Genomic DNA, 25,727 nt, shown 5'->3' with positions numbered 1-25,727 from the left:
ATATTATAACCATTTTTATTGTATCATGATTCCAAATAATTCGCAAATCTTTTCCATGTTTAACATCATTAATCAACCCAATCTATCTGTTTTTCATAAAAATATAAATTATATTTATGGAATTCGTAAAATAATATGAAAATCAATTGACCTATAATCAAATAACCTCTATAATAACAAATAAAAAAGGAGGATTACATCATGCAATATAAAATTGAAGGCACCCCCATGCCAGTTGTTGTTTGTACTCTGGAAAACGGGGAAACCATGATTACCGAAAGCGGCGCTATGTCTTGGATGACACCAAATATGAAAATGGAAACCACATCTGGAGGAGGAGTAGGAAAAGTATTTAGCCGTATGATGTCCGGAGAATCACTGTTTTTAAACCGTTATACCGCACAAAATGGCCAAGGAATGATCGCGTTCGCATCCAGTTTTCCTGGTTCTATGCGCGCAATCAATATTTCTGCCAATCAAGGAATGATTGTACAAAAATCCGCATTTTTGGCAGCAGAATCAGGCGTACAGCTTTCTATTGCTTTCCAAAAAAAAATTGGTGGAGGATTCTTTGGTGGAGAAGGTTTTATTATGCAACGTTTATCAGGTCAGGGCACAGCATTTATTGAAATTGACGGATACGCCATGGAATACCTATTACAACCTGGGCAAAGTATGATTGTAGACACCGGATATCTAGCCGCAATGAGTGAAACCTGTACCATTGATGTACAAAAAGTTCCTGGTGTAAAAAATATGCTGTTTGGTGGGGAAGGTATCTTTAACACTGTTGTAACCGGACCTGGTACAATTATTTTACAAACAATGCCTATCAATCAAATGGCTGCTGTTTTACGTCCATTTTTCCCATCCAACAGTTAAAACTATTGGAACCTGTAGTTAATATGCCCTATTTGGTATTATAGCCCAAATAGGGCATTCCTTTTTTGTCTAAATTATGGTATGATAAAGAATATTGCTTTTATATTGAGGGAAATAAAATGGAAAAAATAAAAAATTGGGTAAAAAAAGAAACAATCCTAGTGGTTTCTTGGGGCTTAGCCATTATTTCTTGCTGCTTCATTTTTCCTGATCAAAAATATGTTGAATATATCGACTTTAATACATTAGGTATTTTATTCTGCTTAATGGCAATTATGGAAGGTTTTCAAGCATTGGGAATTTTTCGTCATACAGGAGAATTATTGTTAAAGAAGGTCAAAAACACTCGCCAATTAGAGGCGATCTTAATTTTTTTATGCTATATATCCAGTATGTTTATCACAAACGATGTAGCATTAATTACTTTTGTCCCTTTTACATTGGAAATTTTACATATGATACAGCAAGAAAATAGGATTCTTCCTGTTGTTGTAATGCAAACCATTGCCGCTAACTTGGGAAGTATGCTAACTCCAATTGGTAATCCCCAAAACTTATACCTTTTTTCAAAATTCAATATCTCTATTCAAAATTTTATTTTCACCATTTTGCCATATGCAATCTTATCGTTTGTTTTGATTGCCCTTTTTGTCTTTTTTCAAAAGCCTTATCCTATCTCTACTTCTTTTTTGAAACAGGAAAAATTAGGGAAAAATAAAAAATTATTTTCTATTTATTGTATTCTATTTATTTTAAGCTTGGCAACGGTAGTTCATTTCATCCCTACTATAGCGTTATTCGTTGTTGTGTTAACAACGATAGTAATAGCAGACCGAAAAATTTTAAAAAAAGTAGATTATTCTTTGTTATTCACCTTTATTGGATTTTTTATTTTTGTTGGCAATATAGGTCGGATTTCAATAATACATCATTTTTTAGAGACAGTATTACAAGGAAATGAAGTTCTAGTATCTGTCGGCATCAGTCAGTTTATCAGTAATGTTCCTGCGGCGTTATTACTGGCCGGTTTTACAAACTCTTGGAATCTGTTGTTGATTGGTACGAATATAGGAGGACTTGGTACATTAATTGCTTCAATGGCAAGCCTTATCTCTTTTAAATTTATATGCAAGGATTCCCCTCAGAAAAAAAACACATATTTAGGGTATTTTACTATTTTTAATCTTGTTTTTTTAACCGCATCCCTTATACTATATTTTTTAATGGGATAAAATCCAGTACCTATTATCAATATAAATCCGGACTTTTTTATCGAACAAAACATAATTTTCTAAAGTACTGCCATACATTTATAATAGTAAAAAAGAAAAAGCCGTTTGATATATAATCAAACAGCTTTTTATACTTTTATTCTTTGTCCATCAGTTCTTTTTTACATTCAGCGCAGATATATTTTCCTTTATAGGATAACATTTCTTCTGTGCTTCCGCAGAAAATACAGGATGGATTATATTTTTTCAAAATAATTTTATCCTCTTCTGTATAAATCTCTAATGGATCCCCTTCTGCGATGTACAAAGTCTGACGCAACTCAATTGGAAGAACAATTCTACCAACTTTATCTGTGTTTCTTACAATACCTGTGGATTTCATTATAATTCCTCCCTTTTTACTAAAAATAAACTAGGATATGTCGAACACATTTATATCATACATCATTTTGTCAAAAATTTCTACTGTTTTAGCAAGAAAAGTTGCATTTTAAATTGTAAAAAATGTATGAAATAGAAAAATATATCATATATATGTAATATATGATAGTTTTTTGGGGGGATTTTTGTGAAAAAATTATTTCCTTGGATGATTTTATTGGCAATTGGATGTGGATTTTTGACAGGAAGATTAGAAGAAGTCAACAAATCTGTGTTAACCGGTACAAGCCAGGCAATTCAATTATTAATTGGTTTAATGGGTGGTATCTGTTTTTGGAACGGTATTATGACAATAGCAAAAGACGCTGGGCTCACAAAAAAATTAGCTAATTTATTTTCTCCCCTGTTAAGGCTATTATTTCATGGAATAAACAAAGGGGATCAAGTCTTAGAAAATATATCAATGAATATTACCGCAAATTTAATGGGACTAGGGAATGCAGCAACCCCTTCTGGAATACAAGCAATGAAACTATTGCAGCAAGCAAATCCAGATAAAAAAACCGCTTCTCAAAATATGATTTTATTTGTAGTCATGAATACAGCGGCTATCCAACTCATCCCTACCACAATCGCAGTATTAAGAAGTTCTCATGGAGCGGCAAATCCATTTGATTTAATCCCCGCTACCCTATTGTGTTCCATTACCTCTTTATTTGGTGCAATTTTAATGGCAAAACTGTTGGGAAGAAGGAAACGCCATGCGGATTGATTTATTTTTTATTCCCACTATTCTGGTCGGCATTATTTTATATGCTATGTTCCATCATGTGAATCTGTTCGAAAGCTTCTTAAAAGGGGCAAAAGAAGGGGTTTCTATTGCGGTTGGACTTATCCCTACTATGGTAGGTCTATTGGCGGCAATCGCGATGTTACAAGCCTCTGGAGCGATTGATTTACTCACTTCATTTTTGGCGCCATTGGCGAAAGCATTGGGAATTCCACAAGAAATTCTCCCTTTAGCAATTTTAAAACCAGTGTCTGGAAGTGGAAGCTTAGCAGTATGTGAAACGATTTTTACTCAATTTCATCCGGATAGTTATATTGGCAGGGTAGCAGCAGTATTACAAGGCTCAACAGAAACTACCTTTTATACCATTGCGGTTTATTATAGTTCCGTTGGTGTATCCAATATCCGTTATACCCTCCCCACTGCCTTATTTGGTGATTTGATTGGTATTGTCTGTAGCAGTTTATTTGTACGGATACTATTTGGCGTTCATTAAAATTTCATTTTCCTATTTTATAATATAGTAAAGTTATCATGTTAGTTTTATGCCTGATAAATTTGGGTGTCTATTTTGTGTTCGACAAATTATAAAGTTTTACGATAAAAAATAACATTTTGTATGTAATATCGTATTTCGAAATTAACATTCGTTTTTTTACGTATGTTGATTCAATTAATCTCGTATTGAATGTTATGCTGTGATTATATAATGTAAGTGAATAAATTTTAAACTGCCAGTCAAAAAAGGAGTGGAATTTTATGAATCAATGGGTAGAAAATCTGAAACAACTTCGGATTCAAAAAACAATTCGTAACCTAGAAAAAAATCGGATGAAAGCATACCACATCACCAATAAAGAGCAATTATTCAATACGTTAGACGAATTGGTTCAAGATGGTGAAAAAGTTTGCTTTGGTGGTTCCTGTACATTAGAGGAAACAGGGGTATTGGATTACTTAAAGAGTCGCAATATTGAGTTAAAAGATAGAAATGTACCCGGACTTACACCAGAGCAGGTACAAAGTGTTATGGCAGAAGCCTTTACTGCAGATACCTATTTTGCAAGTTCGAATGCCGTGACAGAGGATGGTATTTTATATAATGTAGATGGACGGGGTAACCGTGTAGCCGCTATGATCTATGGTCCAAAAAGTGTTATTTTAATTGTTGGATATAATAAAATTGTACCAACGATGCAGGATGCAATCAACAGAATGGAAAAAATAGCAGCACCAGCCAATACAATGCGCTTATCTTGCAACACCCCTTGTGTAAAAACAGGGGAATGTATGCACTGCCATAGTGAGGATAGAGTCTGTTGTGCTTATGTTGCCTTAGCGCACCAACGAATCAAAGACAGAATTAAGGTATTGATTCTAGATGATTCTTATGGTTTTTAAATGATAACCATATATCCCCTGAACTGAATTCACCTTTCCAGGATATTTCATGATATATATGTTACAATCTACGATATTTCCTTTGGAAACAAACTATTTTGCCAATATTTATTTTAGCTTTCTATGAAAAAGCAAGATAAGGCGGACAGTTAAGATAGTCCTGATACGATCTGTTTTTCTGCTTACACTTTTTGCCTGCTATAAAATCAGAAATAAAAAATAAAAACCGGATTATTAGAGTCCGGTTTTTATTTTTTTGACATCAGGTTTTAGTCCTTCCACTTTTTCAGCTGTTTTTCCGCAACCATCAACCCTTGTTCATACCGCTCAATTTTTTCGTTTAAACGGTCCAACGATTGCTGCATATCCTCCATCCGATCCATCAATTGGTTCCGCTGTTCAATCAGGATATTTTTTCTAGCGTCAACCGTAGCATCCCCTTTTTGAAACAAATCAACGTATTCAATCAGAGCCTCTATCTGGACTCCCGCTTTCCGCATACACTTCATCAACTCAATCCAAAGGCAAGAGTCTTCGTCATAATTCCGGATACCGCTTTTATTTCTGGGTACAGGCGGAATTAAACCGATCCTCTCATAATAGCGGAGCGTATCAGGTGAAAGGTCATACTTTTTACTTACTTCTGCTATTGTCATAGAAATCTCCTCCTTTTTTATCTTTTTATTTTAGTATAACACTTGGAGTAAACTCCATGTCAAACAATTTTTATAGTATTTATAATATCATATATTTTAATACGATATAAAATATATATTCTCTTTATAAGTAAATAACGGATGTAAAAATACATCCGTTATTCTATCAACTATTATAAAAAGGGGGTTGTTGTTCAAAAGGATAGGAAGGATAGATTGGTTTTTGTTCTATATTATTGATTGCTACTTGGGTTTCTGGCTGCTTATGAGGACGATATACTGGAAAACGAACAATTGCTTTAAATAAATCTCCATCAATTTCCACATGGAAATCCCCACCTTGTAATCCAACAAAGCTTTTTACAATCGAAAGCCCTAAACCAGAACCCTCTATACTTCTGGATTCATCCCCACGTTTAAATCTACCATAAATTTCTTCTGGATCAAAATTCATTTCATAGTTGGCTACATTTTTTACGATAAAGGTAGCAATATTATCTTGCTCAAAAATATGGATATAAACACGGGTTCCGTGCATAGCATACTTTACTGTATTATTGATGATATTACTGAAAATACGGTACATCTTCGCTCCATCTGCTTCAATATACACCTTACCCGATGTTTGAATTCGGAAATCCAATTGGCTAGCATCAATTTCTTTCTGGTTTTCTCCCATTGTCTGCTCCAACAGTTCTCCTAATTCAATGACCTCTTTCCGTACTTCCATATTTCCGCTATTTGCCTTTGCTACATCAAATAAATCTTCTGTCATGGTTTTGAGCCGATCAATTTTATTCCGCAAAATTTTTACGTAATCATTCGCAAATTCTGGTTGCAACTCTTCTTTTTCCAAAAGATTAATATAATTCACCATAGATGTCAATGGAGTTTTTAAATCATGGGATACATTTGTAATCAGCTCCACCTTCATCCGCTCGCTTTTCATCCTATTTTTTACTTCTTCGTCGATATTTTCCTGCAAATGATCTAGATTGGTAATCACAGATGATAATTCAGAGGATGGCAGTACAGATAATTCATTAGTTAAATTCCCCATACTAATTTGTTCAATCTTATCGCTTACTACATCCATGTCATGAGCAATCTGGGATAATTTATTTCCTAAATAAACAGAAGATACAATTAGCGCCACAATCGAAACAAAATAAAGGAAAGCGGAACGTGTAAAAAGTCCTATTACATTAAATAAAATTGCAATTCCCCAAATAAGCATATTGATAAAAATACGCATATGCATTTGTTTTTGGTAAGGTTTTTTCCGTGCAAACTTCCGATAGGATTTTAAAATACGGTTAATAATATTATTGCATATCACATTGTTATGGTTATAATATAAATCAGAAATCAGGGCGCTTAATAAGAGCAGTGTAATTGCGGCAGGCAAAAAGGTAATAAAAATATGGAACAGAAAATCATACGTTGTAATGCCAGTATCATAATAGACCTCAAATAGGACAATAAAGAAGCAACTAACTGCAATGACAGTAGCACCCCAAAAAAGAAGCTTAAATTCCAGGAAAATATGCTTCATTAATTTTGCTAATCCTCGGTATACTTTGCGCAAAAGCCCTGTTAAATTAAAAATCAGGGTAACACAAATCAACAATACTGCCGCAAGCAAATATCCCCAAAACATCAATATAAATTGGTCTTCCCTACTTACCTGTACATCATTCATCAAATTTTGACATGCAGTTGTATACATTGGAGTAGTATTTAAGGTAGAAATGCTAAACCCAAATGAATATTGTGCAGGATTTTGTTGGTATAAAAGGATCATATTGATGGCGTCCAGCATACCATTAGCTTCATACTGCTGTTCATTCGCTAGTATATTGGATAACTCAGAAAGTTCATTTAAAATTTCTTGATATCCATTTGGATAAACTTCAATTTGGTTTTCTTGAAGATAATAGGTAAAATAATAATTATCCATTTCAAAATAATGGACTTCCAAATCTTGATAACTTCCATTGGATGCCCAGGATAAAGCGCTGACATTTTCACTAGTATACATTTGAAAGGAATCAAAATCCTGAAAAGAATTTGTACTTCTAGAATATCCATTATAGTTTCCAAAATATTCTACATTATTCTCCAATAACTGATTTTCTGCCTGTTGATATAGTTCGATTGCTTTTTGATAACTGCCATTGGTATCCAATTCTGGAATATAAGAATCCATCAGCTTAGAACCTAAAAAACTGGTTACAACAGATTCCTGTAATTCTGAAGTAGGGGATTCAAAATACTCTTGATAATTTTCTTGCCGGTCTATATTTGTGGAACGGATGACGTGGCTCATTGCCTCCTGTACTCTGGCATAGCTATACATACTCGCCATCCATCCGCCCAAACATCCAGTAATAACTAAAAATAAAACGGACACAACGGTAATCCATAGATATTGCCGCTTTTTTTTCATAATAACCTCCTATTCCGATTGGATTTTGTAGCCAATCCCCCAAACTACTTTTAAGTAGCGAGGTTCTTTCGGGTTAATTTCAATTTTTTCTCGAATTCTTCTAATATGTACGGCTACAATATTATCCGCGTTATAATAAGGCTCTTCCCAAACACGCTCATAAATTTCCTGGATGGAAAATACACGATTGGGGTTCCGCATTAATAGTTCTAAAATACGGTATTCAATTGGGGTTAGTTTCACTTCTTCCCCTTCTACCCATACCTGTTTGGTTTCCAAATCCATTATGATTCCACCAACATTCAACTGTACTACAGGCGCTTGTGTTGGCATTTGGCCAAAATTTGTATAACGTCTTAACTGGGATTTGACTCTTGCAACTAATTCCAAAGGGTTATAAGGCTTTGTAATATAATCATCAGCACCCATATTTAACCCAATAATTTTATCGGTATCCTCCGTTTTAGCAGAAACCAAAATAATTGGAATGTTTTTCTGCTCCCGTATTCTCATCATTGCCTTCATACCATCTAATTTTGGCATCATAATGTCCATTAAAATCAGATGTATCGTATTTTCAGAAATTTTCTCCAATGCATCCATTCCATCATATGCTTTCATTACATGCAATCCTTCATTTCTTAAAAAAATTGCAACTGATTCTACAATCTCCTTGTCGTCATCTACTACCAAAACGGTCCATTGATTCATTTTTCTATACTCTCCTTATTGCTGCTAAAATATAATTCCATGGAAAATAGCAATCAAAAAATTTAGTTGAAATAATGATTCCATCTAAATTCTAATTATATCATAACTTAGATTATTTACAAACCTGCCATCATTTTTCTTACAAATTTATGACGAACTTTTATCGTGTTCTATTGGAAAAGCAGATCCATTTAAAAACGAATCTTTTTATCATAAAATGTAAAACATAGTTCTACAAAATAGCCTTTTTTCTATATCAACTTATAAAATTCTATTTGCTCTATCAAATAATACTTATGTCCTTATTTTATAAGCTGCAAGCTTTATATCAGATTAAGATTTTCTATTTATCGTTTGTCAAACAGACATATATCACCACAAAACATTGTATCCAATTAAGAAAAAACATAAATGTTCTTTTTAGATAAAAACTAGTGTTTCGCCTGATCTAAAAAAGTATCCAATACAATTGGATACTTTGAATTTTCAAGATCTTACTACTTAAAGCATATCAAAATCGTATGTTATGGTTATAAATGAAATACGATGATAAAATTCAAACAACATCTAAGCTATTTTACATAAGTAATGATATTTTTTCTGTACAAAAAAAGCAGCAGACAAATGCCTACTGCTTTTTTAATATTATAAGGGGGATTTCATCAATTACTGATTTTTATTTTTTCTTTTGGAAATAACAACAGCTGCAATAATTGCGATTGCTGCTACAACAGCGATTACTACCAGAATAATTGGCATCGCTACATCACCTGTTGTTGCCGCATTTACAGTATTATTTGCAAGTTTATCACCATTATTTGTGCTGGAATTATTTTGTCCATTAGAAGATGTATTGCCAGCGTTGGATTCATCCGATTTTGTCTGTAAGCCATCCATAGCAGCTTTTACTGCATCTACAGCATCATTTACAACATTTTGTTGATCTTCTGTTAATGTTTCATCCGCTAATACAGCGTTTGCTTTTTCCAATGCTGCGTTTAATACTGCTACACTTTCATCGGTATATTGGCTTAAATCCATTCCTGTTGCCTGATTCACAACTTCTTCTAAGATAGATTTATCAGCTTTTAATCTCAGATTCATCATTGCGTTTAGCAGGTTGTCAGTTGCTTCTGTTACGTCACCCTGTAAAGCATTGTCACCATCTGCAACGACTGCTTTTGCTGCTTCTAATGCCGCAATAAATTCAGCCTGTCCTGCTTCCACATATTTTGTTAAATCATAATCATCCGCTACTTCAATCAATTTCTTTAAGTTAGTCAGGTCGCCTTTTACAAAGCCTAGTTTATGGATTTCCTTCATCAATGTCTGCCATGCTTCATCTACAGTTTCCTGGCTTGCTGCTGGATCTGCTGCAACTGCTTTTGCATTATCCAGTGCTGCGTTGAAGGATTTTTGTACATCTGCAATCACATTGTTGAAATCATCAGAATTTTTCTGGTCTTCCGCATAATCAATTACTTTATTCAAAATATTTTTGTTTGCTGGTTCATTTACAGTAAGATCCAAAGTAGTAACTAATTGAGTATCACCAACAAATAAATCATCCATCAGGAAGCTTTCGCTGCCGCCATTACGAACACCTACACTACCATGTGTTAATTCATCATTATAAGTAGCATTTACAAACTCACCATTTACATAAGTAGTAAATTTATTGCCTTCTACCCGGATGGTGATATCATTATATTCCCCTGCTTTTAAGTTGGAAATTGGATATTCACCCAACAACTGGAACCCTTGGCTAGAAGCATGGGCGGAACTAAATACATGGGTTTTCAACATATTAGTATCAGCTCTAAACTGCCACAGGTAGAATGTATTGGAATCTGTTGCACGGAAAGTAATATTTGCCGCATTAGAGGTAACTTTTACCTTAGCAGAAACAGTATAATCTGTCCACTGTTTTGCTTCTTCATTATCATAGAATACTTTGTTACCTTTGTTTACAACAACTGCCCCATCCTGTACTTGTAAGCCATCGAATGTATTGTTTCCATTATCAAAGTTATCACTATACATTTCGTTATAAGCGAAGTAATCCAAATCGAAATCATCTACCAGGTCGTTCAAACCTTCGGTCATGCTGACAATCACAGTTCCTTCACCAGGAGCAACCCCGGTTAATACACCATTTTCATCCACTGTAAACGCTTCTGGATTATCTACTGTAAAGGAAGCTGCTTTCAAGTCAACCTCTTCTCCAGATTCCAGAACACCTTTTAGGGTAGCCTGAACAGTTGCGTTTGGATATAAATCTCCATCAACGGAGATGTATACACGTTCTACCTTTGCATTGGTACAGGAAACAGTAAAGCTAGTAGATGTTGTATAAGATACTGGAGTACCTTGCATATCAACGTCTTTCAATTCTGCTGTTACCGTAATTGTTGCACTGCCTTCTGCATTGTATGTAATAGTACCTTGTGCATCTACAGAAGCAACTTCTGGATTGCTGGATTCGTAGCTTAATGTGCCAACTGTTGCTGCATCCATTTCTTCCCCATCTGCTGTAGTAAAGATGGTACTGATTTTATCAGTCTGACCAACATAAACTTTGGAAGAATCCGATGTCATAGCGGACAATTTGCCTGCGTTTGGAACAGCAATTGTATGGTTGCCAGAACCTAATTCTACACTGTAGTAGCCATCTACAATTTCAACTTGTGTAATCGTACCATCCACAGATACATAGCCATGGTCCTGCCCCATTGTTGGAACCATTACATTTGCCTTTGTATTTGCTGGGATTGTTACTGTTGTGCTAATTGCGTTTGCGGTATCCCTTGTATCAAAGGATGCTTGTACGCTGCCTTTTAAGGTTGGAACTTTAATAGAAGCATATTCCAAACCTTCTGGCTGTAATTTTACTTGGAATTCACTGTAACCAGCTTTAGTTGGCTGGATACCAAATAAGCCACGGATAATCTGGCTACCTGGAGCAGAACCCCATGGATGGGAATAAGTCATATTGCCCTTATTAGTTTCATTCCAAGCTTCTGTGGTAATAGTAGCGCCTAATGTATCAATCATGTAAGCCCATGTTCTGTCGCCATTGTTTGCGCTACGATCCATCATCATTGCATTTGCAACATCGCCTGCGCCTGCACGGTATAAACCATCTAATACAAAATAAGAGCCATATACGCTTGTTTTAATTTTGCCTTGACTGCGGATATAATCAGCCATTTTGTCTGCCATTGCCTGGTCTTCATAAACACCATATGCCAAAGCAAATGCTGTTGCATGCTGTGCATAATGGTCAATTGGCTGTTTATCTTTGGTTAAACCATCTCTTACTGCACCAGTTTCAGAGTTGTACAGGTATTTGATCATACCAGCTTTTAATTTATCCGCTTTTTCCTGGTATGCTTTTGCGTCATCTGTTTTGCCTAATTCAGTAGCAATTTTTGCCATATCTACAAAACCACCATAGGTTACAGCGTTCATAACGGTATTATACCATGCGCTGCTGAAATTGTACCCATCGTGTTCGGATACTGGCCAGTCAACCAAAACGGAGTTCCATTGGTTTACATTGGTATGGTTTACAGTAACCAAAGTAGTTCCATCACCCATATCTACAATGTTTTTATCCGCACCACAATCTACCAGATTGGTTTTTAGTTTTTCATAAGATTCCATCATAGAATCTTTATTGCCAGTATACAGATAATCGTACCAAGTAGAGTTTACCATATACAATACATATTCTACTGGCCAAGTTCTATGGGTTTCCAAATATTCCATAGAAAAGCGTGCTAAACTATAATCATCTTCAAAAGAGTAGGAAGACATTTGGTTAATTAAAACGTCCCCTTCATAAGCACCACGTTCACGGGACTGGGAGTCTACCATCAAATCCTGGTTGGTTGCTTTAATGGTGTATTTCATGGTGTCATAAATACGATTTAACAAATCATCGGAAGAATTGAAGCTGGATTCATCTTCACTGAACTCCTGATGCATTGCCAACCCTTTGAAGTTATCTGTTGTTAAGGTAACACCTTCTGGAACATTTAAAATTTCCACATAGCGGAAGGTTTTCATACCAATATTTTCAATGGTCTGTTCCCCTTCTTTTAATGTCCATTTTTCTTCATACTTATTACCAGTATTCATCTGCCATTGAACATCACCAGTTTCGGCATTGCCTTCTTCCCCGTAATGAAGGGTGATTTCCTGAGATACAGGGCTGTTTAGTTCCAGATGTAAACCACCAACAATTTCTTTGCCTAAGTCTACAAACCAGCGGCCATTGCCCATATCTTTTACAACAGCGGAATCATACAAATAACGGTTTACGTTGTCAGCATCATATGGATTTAATTCATAGCTACCTACAATTGCACCTTTGTCAACAGGTGTTGTCCAAGCGGAATCATCATAGCCTGGTTCATTCCATCCATATGGGAATAAGTTTGCATTGATATTTTCAGCTGCTGCATTAAAGTAGCCTGTACCAATGCTCTTTCCGTTATCGCCAAAAATATTAGTGCCATCCAATGCTTTCCATGTACCATCAGCAGAATTTACCAATACATCACTGCTGCCATCTTTATAAAAGACAGTCATTTGGCACAAGAAGGATTTTTCATCTTGTGTATAGTTGATTGCACCGATTACATTTTCACCATTCTGTAACAAATTCGTTACATCATAAGTATTGTAATACAAAACGCCTTTTCCATTGGTCAGATTTGTTCCAAAACGTGCTGGACCTAAACCAACAAATTGACCATTCATGTACAGATTAAATACAAATTGACGAGTTTTTTCTGGAGATTTTGCGGTTACATTCACAACTGCTTTTTCAATCTGATCTTTATTGTCTACATTGAACTCATTACGCAGGAATGCAAAATTTCCTTTTGGTGCAATTGTGGTATCAGAACCTTCTCCAGGGTATACTGAATTAGAATTCAAGCGTACCATGGTTTTAATTGTTCCATTTTCATTGCCAGTTGGAACATATAAAGCACCATTTTCTACTTTGAATTTGTTGCCTGTGTTAAAGTCATTTGGCGTCTGTCCATCATCAAAGTTTACGCTATATAAGCTATCCCCTGATTTTGTGCCAGCTTCATCAGAGATTGGATATACATCAATATTATCCACATAACCATTTTCGGTGCTTCCATTACGGAAACCGATAGAACCATAGGTTAAGCCGCCATCAAAGGTAACTTTTCCAGCTTCTTTAAATCCATCACCAGTGTTAATATATACGGTAGCAACTTCCCCATAAACCGCAATTTTTACACGGAAGTATTCGTTATTTGGCAATTCAATTCCCTTATCTGCCAGTTTAATAGAGTTGCCATAAGCTTTTACGCCACCATTGATAATGGTATGTGGGTTCATGGTATTACCACCCTGATCAATACCGCCACCATAACGGAATTGGATCATATATCCATTGCTATTATCCTGAGCGCGGAACACAACACCCAATGCAACAGAAGTTTTCATATCCATCTCAACTGCATAGTTTGTCCAACCATGTTTTTGGAATGGGTCTTCTACAGCAGCGGCAGCATTTGGGTCAACCCAAATACCATTGATGCTTTCCCATCCATCGCCTACAGCAGTTGTAAACGCCTGTGGCTCAGATAATGGGCTTTCTTTTCCATCTTTATCTTTTAATTGGACACTCCAATAATACAAGCTGTTATCTTTTAATACATCAGATAAACCAGCTTTTATATAACTGGATTCTGAAGAAGATACCCAATCTGTATCTTTAATATAGTTCTGGTTCTGCATATTTTCTTGTGAAGTACCAACCACAATGCGGTATGCGGTTTGTACTTCATCCTTGTCAGCATCTACCATAGCCCAAGAAAAAGATGGGTCTTTGGTATTAATACCATAAGGATTTTCCAACAGCTCTACTTTTGTATTTGTTGGAGCTTCTGGAGCAGTATTGCCATCTGCGGCAAACGCGGTAATTCCAGAGCTAAGCACAGTAGAAGCCATCATAACAGTTGCAACTAAAGTTGCAATTAGCTTTTTCAAACTTCTCATCCTCCCTATTCAAGATTTTAGTCTTATTTGTAATTATAGTAAGAAGGATTTTACTGTCATTACTGGCTTCAAACAGAAAACCCTACTTTATAAATACAATGTCAGTATAGTATGATATAAACAAAGAAACAATATCATTTTACACGATTCGACTATCAAATCTTGCTTTTTAAAAGATTGTTTATAATATTTAACCAAAATCAAATAGATAATTTTGGATGATTTATTTTTCACTAACGATTTGATAAAATATTTATTCGTGATTATAGAAAATGGTTCATGAACTATGTAATATCCATCCTACAAACTTCAAATAAATCCTGTAATTTTTCGTATTATTTGTAATAAACACACGATAAAATACACTAGTTTCCTTTTGATATATCATTATACTACAACAGGGGATGTTCTTTTTCTGGCTCACTTTTTATGATATATCCTCTATGGAAAAGATATTGTTTTTTATAATTTTTCGTATCCCTTTAAATAGTGATGTTCCATTAACCATGGTAGGGAACGTTCTAGCATAACGCCATATCTGCTATCTGTTCCATAACTGTAAGTAGTTTTAATAGCAAGTTCTAAAAACCTAGTAGCACGTTCCATTGCAATAGGCAAACTATCGCCATTCAGCAAAGAGCCCACCACCACACTAGCATAAATATCCCCTGTACCAGGATAATCTACTGGAACATAGTCACAGTTAACCCGCCAAAAAGCTCCTCTATTCCTATCATATCCCACGTTAGAAAGATGACCATCTGCCATGGCTACCCCAGTAATTAAGACATATTCTGGCCCCAGTTCACTTTGACGTACTAGCCAACTCTTTAACCTGCTTACTGTCATTGGAGCGTTTGGGTATTCCTCTTTTAATAAAATAGCTGCCTCTGTCAAATTTGGTGTAATAACATCGGCTACTTTTACCAACTCCTGCATCCTAGCCACTAATTGAGGTGTATAAGTACGGTATGTTTTTCCATGGTCCCCCATAACGGGGTCCACAACTTTCAATGCCCTCCTATAAGCTGAAAAAAATTCCAAACAATGGTCGATTTGATCAATAGAACCTAAAAATCCACTATAAATACAATTAAAATCCAATTTCAAAGATTGATAATGCTGTAATGTTGGCTGGATATAATCCGTTAAATCGCATAAAACAGGGTCGCCTAATCCACCTGTGTGGGTAGATAATACTGCTGTTGGAATTGCACAGGCTTGTATCCCCATTGCGGATAAAGTTGGTAAAATCACCGATAAAGAGCACCGTCCAAAACCAGATAAATCATGGATTGCCGCCACCCGAATGGTCTGTTTCGACATAAAAATCCCCTTACCTTTTACAAAATAGAATACTATTATTATACCTGATTTATCCCAAACAAACAATTATTATCTTTTATTCTAGTCTAGTATCTAGGATTCAATGACCAAATTGTAACAATTTTTTTATAACGGCCTGGAATCCACTATTTTTATTGATGATACATAACTACTGTGATATAATAATAAAAAAGCAAATTACAGGAAGAGGTGAACAGCATGAGTGACGGCTTGTATTTTTCGATTAATGATTTAGTATACGCCATGGGAATTAATAAAGCGGTTGTATTAACAGATATCCGTACAGGTATATTAAAAACAGTAGATGACCGTATTGAATATATGGAGGCAATCAACTATACCCATAAAAAATATGCAGAAGGGATTGAAATGTATCCCCCAAATTGATTTGAAAGCCGTCTGCTGGCTGTAATCAATGGCCATATTGCAAAATTTGGTTATTATGAATAAAGAAATCGGACTGTATAACTCCAGAGATCAACAGTAAATTGGTAGCTGGAGTTTTTTATTTATACTTGGCTATCCAATATTGAAGCCATAAATTGTACTCTCTGAACCTTATATTTCACAGCTTATCCCTAAACTGTTTTTTACAAATGAATTCTGTCATTTTCATTACAATTTCTAAAAATGATTGCATTTTTTTTATTTTTTCTTTATACTGAGTGTTGGCAAAATACGATGAAAAAGGTGTATTATGAAAAAAACTAAAAATAAAGGAAATATTATTAATGGTATTATTATTGCAATTACTGTGATTATCTTACTATGTTATATGTTTTTTGTCGATGGAATTGATAATATTATCGCTGTATTCCAAAACGCAAAATTGTTATGGTTGGTTGCTGGGGCACTTTGCATGGTTTTGTACTGGGCAATCGAAGCTGCCATAGTACATTGTGCAACCAAGTGTTTCCCGCAAAAATTGCCTTATCGCCAGGTATTCCAGACAACCATGATTGGACAGTTTTTTAATTGTGTTACCCCTTCCGCTACTGGTGGCCAACCTATGCAGATTTATCATATGAATAAAATTGGGTTTGGTGCTGGTTACGCAACAAGTTCTTTATTGGTACGGTTTATTGTTTACCAATTAGGGCTTACTGTTTATTCCATTGTCGTTTTGTGCTTTCAATACAAAGAATTCGCCTCCCAAATAAAAGGTTTTAAATACCTGATTATTTTTGGGTTTATCTTAAACACCGCAGTAGCCATTGGATTATTGTTGATAGGGTTTACCAAAAATTTTGCAAAAAAAGCAATGCATGGTATTTGTAGATTATTAGCAAAGTTACATTTGCTAAAAAATTTAGAGAAAAAATTAGAAATAGTAGACCGAGAAGTAGATTCTTTTCATGATGGATTTCGTATTATCCGAAAAAATATTACAAGATTATGCATTATGTTTATTATGACTATTCTGCAATTATCATTTTTCTTTTTTGTTCCGGTTACCATTGCGTTTAGTTTTGGTGTCCCATCTATTCCAATCTTTACAATGATGGCTGCTGCCTCCTGTGTGCAGATGGCAAGCTCTTTCATTCCTTTACCTGGAGCAGCTGGTGGAGCGGAATTGAGCTTTTTTATGTTATTTGGAATGTTCTTCCCAGCGGCTAAATTAAGTTCTGCTGTATTAGTATGGCGCTTATTTACCTTTTATTTTCCAATTTTATGTGGAATGTTTTTCTCCAGAAATTTGTTTGGAAAACGAAAAGAAATCCTCGCATCTACGTCCCAATCTATACAGGATTAACGTAATATTTTTCTATTTTATGCCTATAAAACAGAAATCTTAACCACAGTGTCAAACTAATTACTATGTTATCTCTGGGTTTTTATGGTAAAAAATGGTGTAGTAAATTATTTTACGAACACATGTAAGTACAAAATAGAATTATTCGTTATCTCATCAAAAAAGGCCGCTAGTTTTAGCGGCCTTTTTTATTATTAATAGATACTATTATTGGTCACAAATCAATAAACCATATCCTTTTTTCCTCGCATAGACAATCTTGGTTTCTCCTTCTTCTCCCATGTATACAAAGAAAGAGTGCCCCAGCATTTCCATTTGTACAATCGCCTCGTCATCTGTCATCATATGCAAAGTAAAATGTTTTGTACGCTTGATATCAGCGGATGGATAATCTTCATTTTCAAAATCTTCTTCGCTGTCTTCCAATGTATCCATTGCGGTTGCTAAGATATCAATCCCAGACTTCCTCTTTTTATCTACAAGGCTGGTTTTTAATTTTCTCAGTTTGCGTTTTAAATCATCAACAGCGTAATCAATGCTAGGTTCAATTTTTTCTGCAACAGCTTCACCTCGGATAAAGCTTCCTGTGTTTTTGACGGTAATATCACATTGGTAGCCCTCTACTGTTTTAGAGAGAGTTACATCAAAGGATGCGGTATCTGGGAGCATCTTCTCTACTCGCTTGAGTTCTTTGTCAATTCCGTCTTTGGTACCTTGTTTTAGTTCGAATCCTCTTGCTGTAATGTTGATCATAAATCAAAACCTCCCTGATTTTTGGAATACATGGAATTAACTAATTCCATGTTTTTATTATACTATATTTCAAATTAAAAATCACTATATTTTTGAAAATATTTATATATTATTCATAAACAAAATGCAATTTTTTTGCTGCTATCTTATCTATAGGCAGTTGTCCTTTCTTACTATTGCTTGTACCCGTTTATTCTTTTTTATCATTTTTTTAATTATGGATTATTTATTGTAAAAATTACAATTTATTTTAAAAGGAAATCAAACAATTTTAAGCTGATGATCTTCAATATAAAATTATAGAAAAACCTGCTAAAGGGATTGCCTTTAGCAGGTTTTTTAGAGCTAATCTTTATGGTTATGAGAATGATGGCACATAGAAGCGCCTGGGCAACCTCCACAACTTCCACCACAACTACTGCAGGATTTTCCTTTTTTCTTATCCCTCACCAATTTTACCACAATAAAAACTACAACTGCCAATAAAACCAAGGAGATTATAATGGTAGACCAATTATTTATGATAAATGTAATCAATGGACTTCCTCCTTTTTGTATTAATCCTTATTCTTATTATACACGAACTTTTGCTTTTAAGGAATTACTTTCTTTGTAAGGACGGAACAAGAGATACAGGAATACTGCAACCACAATAAAGGAAACAATAACACCAACAATATTAAAGTTTCCAGTAAATAGGCTACCAATCTGATAAATGCACATGGATACTAGGTAAGCGAAGATACATTGATATCCAATTGCGAACCAAGTCCATTTTGCGCTGTTCATTTCACGTTTGATTGCACCGATTGCCGCAAAGCAAGGAGCACATAACAGGTTGAATACCAAGAAGGAATATGCGGACAGTGCAGTGAAGGAAGCCTGCATATTCATCCAAATTTGCCAACCATTTTCTGCTACCTCATCAAATCCGCCATACAATACACCAAAGGTACCTACTACATTCTCTTTTGCAATTAAGCCAGTGATTGCTGCCACTGCTGCCTGCCAATTTCCCCAACCAAGAGGAGCAAAAATCCAGGCAATTGCGCTACCGATTGCAGCTAGGATGCTATCATCCATGGATACCATACCAAATCCGCCATCTGTAAAGCCAAAGTTAGAAGTAAACCAAACTAAAATAGTTGCTAACAGGATAATTGTTCCAGCCTTTTTGATAAAGGACCAGCCACGTTCCCACATACTACGTAAAACATTACCTACTGTTGGAAGATGGTAAGCTGGAAGTTCCATTACAAACGGAGCCGGATCTCCAGCAAACATCTTTGTTTTCTTCAAAATAATACCAGAGACGATAATAGCGGCAATCCCTACAAAGTAGGCACTTGGTGCTACCCACCATGCCCCACCAAATAAAGCACCTGCGATTAATGCGATGATAGGAAGTTTTGCACCACATGGAATGAATGTAGTTGTCATAACAGTCATTTTACGGTCACGGTCATTTTCTATTGTCCTAGATGCCATAATACCTGGAACACCACATCCTGTACCAATTAGCATTGGGATAAAAGATTTTCCAGATAAACCAAATTTTCGGAAAATACGGTCCATGATAAATGCAATACGTGCCATATATCCACAAGCTTCCAAAAATGCCAAGAAAATGAACAACACTAACATCTGAGGCACAAATCCCAATACAGCACCGACACCGGCTACAATGCCATCTAAGATCAAGCCTTCCAGCCAGTCAGCACAATGGATTGCATCTAATCCGGATTGTACTAACACAGGAATACCTGGCACCCATACTCCGTAATCGGCTGGGTCTGGTTCCGCAATTTCTACTGCTGTAGCAAAATCGGAGGCAGTTACTTCTTGTACTTCCTCGATTTCACCATCGTCATTCCTGATTTCGTTTTCCCCAATAATATTTGCTTGTTCTGCCTCTGTTGCAAAAGCAGTAATAATGGATTGATCTGGTTCCTCGGATTCCAATGTTTCCTGAAGAGGCTCTACATCAATGCCAGCTTCTTCCGCAGCAGTGATATAAGCATCTACTTGCGCACTGGCTGCATCATATTCTTCCGACACCTCAGAATAAGAAGAACTTCCAATCCCAAACAGATGGAATCCATCTCCAAACAATCCATCATTTGCCCAGTCTGTTGCCCATGTTCCCACTGTAGAAACAGAGATATAGTAAACAATAAACATAACTACCGCAAAAATAGGCAATGCAAGCCAACGGTTGGTAACAACCTTATCAATTTTATCGGAAGTAGATAGTTTCGCATCGCTCTTTTTGTGATAACAATGTTTGATCATAGAAGAAATGTATTGATAACGCTCATTGGTAATAATACTTTCCGCATCATCATCCATTTTTTCTTCTACCGTTTTAATAATGGATTCCACATCAGGCACTTTTGAAATTAACTCAACGATTTTTTCATCCCGTTCAAACAGTTTAATTGCATAAAAACGTTTTTGTTCTTCTGCCACGCCAGTTAAGAACGATTCAATTTCATTTAAAGCATCTTCTACTATAGGATCAAATCTATGTACAGGAACAGCTCTTTTTTTACTTTGCGCTAATTTCACAGCTTGGTCCGCAGCTTCTTTAATTCCCGTCCCTTTTAACGCAGAGATTTCTACTACTTCGCAACCAAGGTCTTTTTTCAGTTGCTGGATATTGATTTTATCTCCTCTTTTTTTGACAACATCCATCATGTTAATAGCCAGGACTACTGGAATTCCCATTTCCATTAATTGAGTAGATAAATAAAGGTTGCGCTCAATATTGGTACCATCTACAATATTCAAAATAGCATTTGGTCGTTCATGAATTAAATAATTCCTTGCGACAACCTCTTCCAATGTATAGGGAGAAATGGAATAGATACCGGGAAGGTCGGTAATAATGACATCACGATACCCTTTTAATTTCCCTTCCTTTTTTTCTACTGTAACACCTGGCCAGTTTCCAACAAACTGGTTTGCACCGGTTAACGCATTAAATAATGTTGTTTTACCACTGTTTGGATTACCAGCAAGCGCAATTTTAATTGACATTTATGTTCCTCCTTATCATTTCTAATTAGTTAGAAACCACTAACTTAAATCACTGAAAAAAGCAGAAACAGCTGTTTCTGCCAGAGTTATCTTACCTCTATCATCTCTGCGTCAGATTTCCTTAAAGATAATTCATAACCACGGACATTTACTTCTACAGGGTCTCCTAGTGGAGCAACTTTACGAATTAAAATCTCTACCCCTTTCGTAATCCCCATATCCATAATACGACGTTTTACAGCACCTTCCCCATGTAGCTTTACTACAGTAACAGTATCGCCACATTTGGCATCACGCAATGTTTGCATTATTATTTTCTCCTTTCGGGATGGATTATACCATAATTTTATTAGCCATTTCTTTACTAATTGCTACGCGGGAGTTCTTAATATTTACTATTACATTGCCACCAATTTTGGATATAATAGTAACATCACTCCCTACTACAAACCCTAGGTTTTCTAAAAAACGTTTTATTTCCTCTTTTCCGCCAATCCTTTGAATCGAAATTGGTTTTCCAGGCTCCACCATAGTCAACGGCATCATGGTATCCTCCTTTATATTTTTAACTGGTTACTTACCAGCTATAAGGTAAAACATAAGTTAGATAAATCTAACCAACACTATGTTAGCACCAGCTAACTTAAATGTCAAGAGATTTTTTTAATTCTTGAAAAATTACGAAAGAAAATGTTATAATAGTAATATAAAACTGTTAAAAATATACGGACTAAGGAGGTGAGTTCAGTGATAATTAAAGAATCCGCAGAAAATTATTTGGAAACAATCTTAATCTTACACCAGCGCAATGGTTCTGTCCGATCAATTGATATTGCAAACGAACTTGATTTTTCCAAACCAAGTGTTAGTGTTGCTATGAAAAACCTCCGAGAAAATGGGTATTTAGTAATGGATGGAAATGGCGCCATTACTTTAACCGAAAAAGGGATGAAAATAGCAGAAACCATGTACGAGCGCCACCAGTTGCTTTCTGATTGGCTTGTTCGTCTTGGAGTGGATAAAACAACTGCTGTGACAGATGCTTGTCGGATGGAGCATGTTATCAGTGCCAAAAGTTTTGACGCCATTAAAAATCATGTAAAAACAAGAGAAAAAGGTTCTCCCTCACAAGAATAAACAAACTTTCATATAAATCTCCTGTAATAAGTAAGCAGGAGATTTTTCTATTGTATCAAGAAGAATTTTTACATAAATTTTCTATTGGTTTTCAAAATGTTCCAATCTAAAACATTTGTTGGATTTATTGCTTACACTCCAATTCCATACTAATTTCAAAAATATTGGTATACTCCATTAATTGAAAAGCTTAACATAATCGATTTACATTTAAAACCAGTTCTGTTTTTGAAAAAAACGGTTATACTAATGGAGAAGAAATCAAATTCTTCATCAGCTTATGGCTGAAACCTCCTCCTTAAATGATATCATAATTATAGAAAGGAAGCTAAAAACCCATGATGAAAATGAACGCGGCAGTAACAGGTGCTTGTGTTGGTTTGGCTGCTGGTGCGGCAGCTTATATGATGACAAATAAAAAGCGCCACAAAACAAAACAGATAAAGAAAAAAGCAGAACACGCTATGCGTGCAGTTGGAACTGCTGTAAACGACATTTCCTCCCTTATCAAATAACCTCATTCTCCCTTTTAAAATGGTGCGGTAATTCCGCACCATTTTTTCTTTCTTTTTGTTTTCTCTTTTTATTAAATCGAATAAAAACCATAAAAGCATCTTTTGTTATCGGATTGTTTTCCTTTTTTATAATGTATATTAATGCATAAAATTTTTATTTAAACCAGTATCATCCCGAATATATTGCATAAATATTCATAAATATCCACTATTTATGCAAAAAAACCTTGTATTTTCTTTTTTAGTTCTATATAATAAGGATATTCAATTAACAAATTACAGAATATCCATTTATCATTGTGGATAATCTCTTCAATAGAAATTAAAGGAGTTGGAACAAGTGGACAAAATGAAAGTTGGAATTATTGGAGCAACCGGATATGCAGGAGCAGAGTTGTTGAGATTGCTGCTCACCCATCCAAATGTTACTGTAAGTGCTATTAGCTCTGTTAGCTTTGAGCATCAAAATATACAAGATGTTTATCCAAACTTTGCACAAACATGCAATATGGTATTATGTGATGAAGATACCGCCATCCAAAAAAGTGACGTTATTTTTGCTTCCCTTCCCCATGGACTAAGCGAGTTAATCGCAGAAAAATGTGTGGAACAAAATAAATATTTGATTGATTTAGGGGCTGACTTTCGTTTAACAGACCCTAAGGACTATGAAGAATGGTATCAACTTAGTTATCAAAAACCAGAATTACATGAATTATCCGCCTATATTATTCCCGAACTTCACCGAAAATTAGCGGACAACATTAAAATAATAGCAAACCCAGGATGTTACCCAACCAGTATTAGCTTGGGGTTAGCTCCTATTATCCAAACAGGAAAAGTGGATTGTAATTCCATTATTATTGACAGCAAATCTGGTGTGACTGGTGCAGGTAGAGGATTGAGCCAAACAACCCATTATCCTGACTGCAATGAAGCATTTTCTCCTTATAAGGTGGCTTCTCACCGTCATACCCCTGAAATTGAGCAAACTTTATCCGGTCTGGCTGGACAAAATTGTACGGTTACTTTTGTCCCTCATCTATTACCGGTCAATCGTGGGATTGTTTCCACAATGTATCTCAATTTAACTGAACCAATGGCATTGGAAGAGATCCACAGCCTATATAGAAAATTTTATCAAACCGAAAAATTTGTTCGTGTCCTGCCAAAAGGTACTACTGCAAATTTAAAAAATGTGAAATACTCCAATTACTGTGATATTTCACTCCATTTGGATCCCCGTACTAATCGCCTGATTGTAGTTTCTACCATTGACAATATGGTAAAAGGTGCAGCGGGCCAAGCAATCCAAAATATGAACTTATTGATGGGGATACCAGAAAATACTGGATTAGACTTTATCCCACCAGCATTTTAAGAATAGGAGAAAATTATGGATATTAAATTTAGCAACTATCAAGTAATAGAAGGTGGCATTTGTGCTGTAAAAGGATTTCAAGCTGCAGGTGTCCACTGTGGAATCCGGAAAAACAAATCAAAATTAGACCTTGGTGCTGTATTGTCCGATGTCCCATGTCACGCTGCTGGATGTTATACCCAAAATAAAGTAAAAGGCGCCCCAATTATCATTGACCAAAAAAACTTGAAAAACGGGATTGCACAAGCAATTATTGTGAATAGCGGCAATGCCAACACCTGTAATGTAGATGGGGAAGAAAAAGCATGGAAAATGTGTGAACTAGCAGCAGAAGCTATGAAAGTAAAACCAGAAGATGTGATTGTTTCCTCCACTGGTGTCATTGGGGAGATCCTTCCGATCGAACCAATCCAAGAGCATATTCCTGAACTAGTCGATCAATTAGAGGAATCAGGCCATTTAAATGCAGCTAAAGCGATTATGACAACCGATACCATCCCAAAAGAATTTGCTATCGAATTTATGGTTCACGGCGTACCATGCCATATTGGTGGCATGGCAAAAGGAAGCGGTATGATCCATCCTAACATGGCGACCCTTTTATGTTTTCTCTCATCTGATGTCAACATCAGTGTGCCCATGTTGCAAAAAGCACTAAAATATGTAGTAGACCGTACCTATAATATGATTAGTGTTGATGGTGATACTTCCACCAATGATACTTTGACCATTATGACCAACTGCAAAGCTGGTAATCCAGAAATTACAGAGGAAAATGAGGACTACGAAGCGTTTTTAAACGGTTTATACGTTGTATTGCAGCATTTTTCCAAAGTGTTGGCAGCGGATGGAGAAGGCGCTACCAAATTAATAGAATGTGTTGTTACCCATGCCCCTACCGAATCTTTGGCACAAGCAGTAGCAAAATCTGTGATTACATCTAGCCTGTTTAAAGCAGCTGTGTTTGGAGAAGATGCCAACTGGGGACGTATCCTCTGTGCGATCGGCTATACGGAAGGCGATTTTGACATCAATAAAATCAGTGTAAAACTCGCCAACCATACCAAAGATATCCTGGTCTGTAAAAATGGACGTGGGGTAGAATTTATAGAAGAACAAGCAAACTTTATCCTGTCTGGGGATGAAGTGCGGATTATTGTCAACATGCACGATGGCGATCAACAGGCTACTGCTTGGGGATGCGACTTAACCTATGAATATGTAAAAATCAATGGAGAATACAGGAGCTAAA

The 25,727-nt window shown here is 35.7% G+C and carries 22 protein-coding genes; 11 read left to right on the top strand and 11 right to left on the bottom strand.

Going from position 1 to position 25,727, the window contains the following annotated elements:
• Positions 1-201 precede the first annotated feature (201 nt).
• Both BQ2683_RS06110 and BQ2683_RS06105 read left to right on the top strand, forming a co-directional pair.
• Entirely contained in the window at positions 202-882 is a 681-nt protein-coding gene (locus BQ2683_RS06110) for a TIGR00266 family protein (RefSeq protein WP_069988139.1), read from the top strand.
• 119 nt (positions 883-1,001) lie between these two features.
• Positions 1,002-2,114, top strand: coding sequence for an SLC13 family permease (locus BQ2683_RS06105; protein WP_069988138.1), 1,113 nt, complete (start codon positions 1,002-1,004; stop codon positions 2,112-2,114).
• 136 nt (positions 2,115-2,250) lie between these two features.
• On the opposite strand, the gene BQ2683_RS06100 is transcribed toward BQ2683_RS06105, so the two are convergent.
• On the bottom strand, positions 2,251-2,496 hold the full coding sequence (locus tag BQ2683_RS06100; protein WP_069988137.1) for an AbrB/MazE/SpoVT family DNA-binding domain-containing protein: 246 nt from the start codon (positions 2,494-2,496) through the stop codon (positions 2,251-2,253).
• A gap of 186 nt (positions 2,497-2,682) precedes the next feature.
• Between BQ2683_RS06100 and BQ2683_RS06095 the strand changes: the two genes are divergently transcribed.
• From BQ2683_RS06095 to BQ2683_RS06085, 3 genes are all read left to right on the top strand, one after another.
• Complete coding sequence (locus tag BQ2683_RS06095; protein WP_235843894.1) at positions 2,683-3,267, top strand: nucleoside recognition domain-containing protein; 585 nt, start codon at positions 2,683-2,685, stop codon at positions 3,265-3,267.
• Positions 3,257-3,781, top strand: coding sequence for a spore maturation protein (locus BQ2683_RS06090; protein ID WP_069988136.1), 525 nt, complete (start codon positions 3,257-3,259; stop codon positions 3,779-3,781). The genes BQ2683_RS06095 and BQ2683_RS06090 overlap by 11 nt, the downstream gene beginning before the upstream one ends.
• Positions 3,782-4,044: 263 nt before the next feature.
• Positions 4,045-4,686 carry a lactate utilization protein gene (locus BQ2683_RS06085; RefSeq protein WP_069988135.1) on the top strand — a complete coding sequence of 214 codons (642 nt, stop codon included), beginning with the start codon at positions 4,045-4,047 and terminating at the stop codon, positions 4,684-4,686.
• Between the two features lie 269 nt (positions 4,687-4,955).
• On the opposite strand, the gene BQ2683_RS06080 is transcribed toward BQ2683_RS06085, so the two are convergent.
• The 5 genes from BQ2683_RS06080 to BQ2683_RS06060 all read right to left on the bottom strand — a co-directional run bounded on the left by BQ2683_RS06080 (position 4,956) and on the right by BQ2683_RS06060 (position 15,876).
• Positions 4,956-5,342 carry a MerR family transcriptional regulator gene (locus BQ2683_RS06080; protein WP_069988134.1) on the bottom strand — a complete coding sequence of 129 codons (387 nt, stop codon included), beginning with the start codon at positions 5,340-5,342 and terminating at the stop codon, positions 4,956-4,958.
• A 166-nt stretch (positions 5,343-5,508) separates the two neighbouring features.
• Positions 5,509-7,791 carry a sensor histidine kinase gene (locus BQ2683_RS06075; RefSeq protein ID WP_069988133.1) on the bottom strand — a complete coding sequence of 761 codons (2,283 nt, stop codon included), beginning with the start codon at positions 7,789-7,791 and terminating at the stop codon, positions 5,509-5,511.
• A 9-nt stretch (positions 7,792-7,800) separates the two neighbouring features.
• Positions 7,801-8,502, bottom strand: coding sequence for a response regulator transcription factor (locus tag BQ2683_RS06070; RefSeq protein ID WP_069988132.1), 702 nt, complete (start codon positions 8,500-8,502; stop codon positions 7,801-7,803).
• A gap of 666 nt (positions 8,503-9,168) precedes the next feature.
• Positions 9,169-14,541 carry a family 78 glycoside hydrolase catalytic domain gene (locus BQ2683_RS06065; RefSeq protein ID WP_069988131.1) on the bottom strand — a complete coding sequence of 1,791 codons (5,373 nt, stop codon included), beginning with the start codon at positions 14,539-14,541 and terminating at the stop codon, positions 9,169-9,171.
• 471 nt (positions 14,542-15,012) lie between these two features.
• Positions 15,013-15,876: a pyridoxamine kinase gene (locus BQ2683_RS06060; RefSeq protein ID WP_069988130.1), complete on the bottom strand. Its 864-nt coding sequence runs from the start codon at positions 15,874-15,876 to the stop codon at positions 15,013-15,015.
• Positions 15,877-16,095: 219 nt separating this feature from the next.
• Between BQ2683_RS06060 and BQ2683_RS06055 the strand changes: the two genes are divergently transcribed.
• Together BQ2683_RS06055 and BQ2683_RS06050 are read left to right on the top strand one after the other, a co-directional pair.
• On the top strand, positions 16,096-16,284 hold the full coding sequence (locus tag BQ2683_RS06055) for a hypothetical protein (protein WP_069988129.1): 189 nt from the start codon (positions 16,096-16,098) through the stop codon (positions 16,282-16,284).
• 310 nt (positions 16,285-16,594) lie between these two features.
• The gene (locus BQ2683_RS06050) at positions 16,595-17,650 is read left to right on the top strand and encodes a lysylphosphatidylglycerol synthase transmembrane domain-containing protein (RefSeq protein WP_069988128.1); all 1,056 of its coding nucleotides are present in this window, start codon (positions 16,595-16,597) and stop codon (positions 17,648-17,650) included.
• Between the two features lie 207 nt (positions 17,651-17,857).
• Here the strand turns inward: BQ2683_RS06050 and hpf are convergent, their stop codons facing one another.
• The 5 genes from hpf to BQ2683_RS06025 form a co-directional block, all read right to left on the bottom strand.
• Complete coding sequence (gene hpf / locus BQ2683_RS06045; RefSeq protein WP_069988127.1) at positions 17,858-18,403, bottom strand: ribosome hibernation-promoting factor, HPF/YfiA family; 546 nt, start codon at positions 18,401-18,403, stop codon at positions 17,858-17,860.
• Between the two features lie 345 nt (positions 18,404-18,748).
• Positions 18,749-18,940, bottom strand: coding sequence for a FeoB-associated Cys-rich membrane protein (locus BQ2683_RS06040; protein WP_207725985.1), 192 nt, complete (start codon positions 18,938-18,940; stop codon positions 18,749-18,751).
• A gap of 36 nt (positions 18,941-18,976) precedes the next feature.
• Positions 18,977-21,442 (bottom strand): ferrous iron transport protein B, encoded by a 2,466-nt coding sequence (gene feoB, locus BQ2683_RS06035; protein WP_069988126.1) that lies wholly within the window; start codon positions 21,440-21,442, stop codon positions 18,977-18,979.
• Positions 21,443-21,528: 86 nt separating this feature from the next.
• Entirely contained in the window at positions 21,529-21,750 is a 222-nt protein-coding gene (locus BQ2683_RS06030) for a FeoA family protein (protein ID WP_069988125.1), read from the bottom strand.
• A 25-nt stretch (positions 21,751-21,775) separates the two neighbouring features.
• Positions 21,776-21,988, bottom strand: coding sequence for a FeoA family protein (locus BQ2683_RS06025; RefSeq protein WP_069988124.1), 213 nt, complete (start codon positions 21,986-21,988; stop codon positions 21,776-21,778).
• Positions 21,989-22,189: 201 nt separating this feature from the next.
• Here BQ2683_RS06025 and BQ2683_RS06020 point away from each other — a divergent pair, with 201 nt between their 5' ends.
• The 4 genes from BQ2683_RS06020 to argJ all read left to right on the top strand — a co-directional run bounded on the left by BQ2683_RS06020 (position 22,190) and on the right by argJ (position 25,726).
• Positions 22,190-22,579 (top strand): metal-dependent transcriptional regulator, encoded by a 390-nt coding sequence (locus BQ2683_RS06020; RefSeq protein WP_069988123.1) that lies wholly within the window; start codon positions 22,190-22,192, stop codon positions 22,577-22,579.
• 338 nt (positions 22,580-22,917) lie between these two features.
• Positions 22,918-23,094: a hypothetical protein gene (locus tag BQ2683_RS13370; RefSeq protein WP_159427358.1), complete on the top strand. Its 177-nt coding sequence runs from the start codon at positions 22,918-22,920 to the stop codon at positions 23,092-23,094.
• A 349-nt stretch (positions 23,095-23,443) separates the two neighbouring features.
• Positions 23,444-24,475, top strand: coding sequence for an N-acetyl-gamma-glutamyl-phosphate reductase (gene argC, locus BQ2683_RS06015; protein ID WP_069989452.1), 1,032 nt, complete (start codon positions 23,444-23,446; stop codon positions 24,473-24,475).
• Between the two features lie 15 nt (positions 24,476-24,490).
• Entirely contained in the window at positions 24,491-25,726 is a 1,236-nt protein-coding gene (gene argJ / locus BQ2683_RS06010) for a bifunctional ornithine acetyltransferase/N-acetylglutamate synthase (RefSeq protein WP_069988122.1), read from the top strand.
• The last annotated feature ends 1 nt before the right edge of the window (position 25,727 follow it).

The sequence above is a fragment of the Massilioclostridium coli genome (assembly GCF_900095865.1).
In the GTDB taxonomy this organism is placed as follows: Bacteria; Bacillota; Clostridia; order Oscillospirales; family Ruminococcaceae; genus Massilioclostridium; species Massilioclostridium facile.
This window is presented reverse-complemented; position numbering and strand designations above follow the sequence as displayed.

Coding starts and splice junctions, on each gene's coding strand:
- BQ2683_RS06110 (WP_069988139.1), top strand. CDS start 202: ATGCAATATAAAATTGAAGGCACCCCCATGCCAGTTGTTGTTTGTACT.
- BQ2683_RS06105 (WP_069988138.1), top strand. CDS start 1,002: ATGGAAAAAATAAAAAATTGGGTAAAAAAAGAAACAATCCTAGTGGTT.
- BQ2683_RS06100 (WP_069988137.1), bottom strand. CDS start 2,496: ATGAAATCCACAGGTATTGTAAGAAACACAGATAAAGTTGGTAGAATT.
- BQ2683_RS06090 (WP_069988136.1), top strand. CDS start 3,257: ATGCGGATTGATTTATTTTTTATTCCCACTATTCTGGTCGGCATTATT.
- BQ2683_RS06085 (WP_069988135.1), top strand. CDS start 4,045: ATGAATCAATGGGTAGAAAATCTGAAACAACTTCGGATTCAAAAAACA.
- BQ2683_RS06080 (WP_069988134.1), bottom strand. CDS start 5,342: ATGACAATAGCAGAAGTAAGTAAAAAGTATGACCTTTCACCTGATACG.
- BQ2683_RS06075 (WP_069988133.1), bottom strand. CDS start 7,791: ATGAAAAAAAAGCGGCAATATCTATGGATTACCGTTGTGTCCGTTTTA.
- BQ2683_RS06070 (WP_069988132.1), bottom strand. CDS start 8,502: ATGAATCAATGGACCGTTTTGGTAGTAGATGACGACAAGGAGATTGTA.
- BQ2683_RS06060 (WP_069988130.1), bottom strand. CDS start 15,876: ATGTCGAAACAGACCATTCGGGTGGCGGCAATCCATGATTTATCTGGT.
- BQ2683_RS06055 (WP_069988129.1), top strand. CDS start 16,096: ATGAGTGACGGCTTGTATTTTTCGATTAATGATTTAGTATACGCCATG.
- BQ2683_RS06050 (WP_069988128.1), top strand. CDS start 16,595: ATGAAAAAAACTAAAAATAAAGGAAATATTATTAATGGTATTATTATT.
- hpf (WP_069988127.1), bottom strand. CDS start 18,403: ATGATCAACATTACAGCAAGAGGATTCGAACTAAAACAAGGTACCAAA.
- feoB (WP_069988126.1), bottom strand. CDS start 21,442: ATGTCAATTAAAATTGCGCTTGCTGGTAATCCAAACAGTGGTAAAACA.
- BQ2683_RS06030 (WP_069988125.1), bottom strand. CDS start 21,750: ATGCAAACATTGCGTGATGCCAAATGTGGCGATACTGTTACTGTAGTA.
- BQ2683_RS06025 (WP_069988124.1), bottom strand. CDS start 21,988: ATGATGCCGTTGACTATGGTGGAGCCTGGAAAACCAATTTCGATTCAA.
- BQ2683_RS13370 (WP_159427358.1), top strand. CDS start 22,918: ATGATGAAAATGAACGCGGCAGTAACAGGTGCTTGTGTTGGTTTGGCT.
- argC (WP_069989452.1), top strand. CDS start 23,444: ATGAAAGTTGGAATTATTGGAGCAACCGGATATGCAGGAGCAGAGTTG.
- argJ (WP_069988122.1), top strand. CDS start 24,491: ATGGATATTAAATTTAGCAACTATCAAGTAATAGAAGGTGGCATTTGT.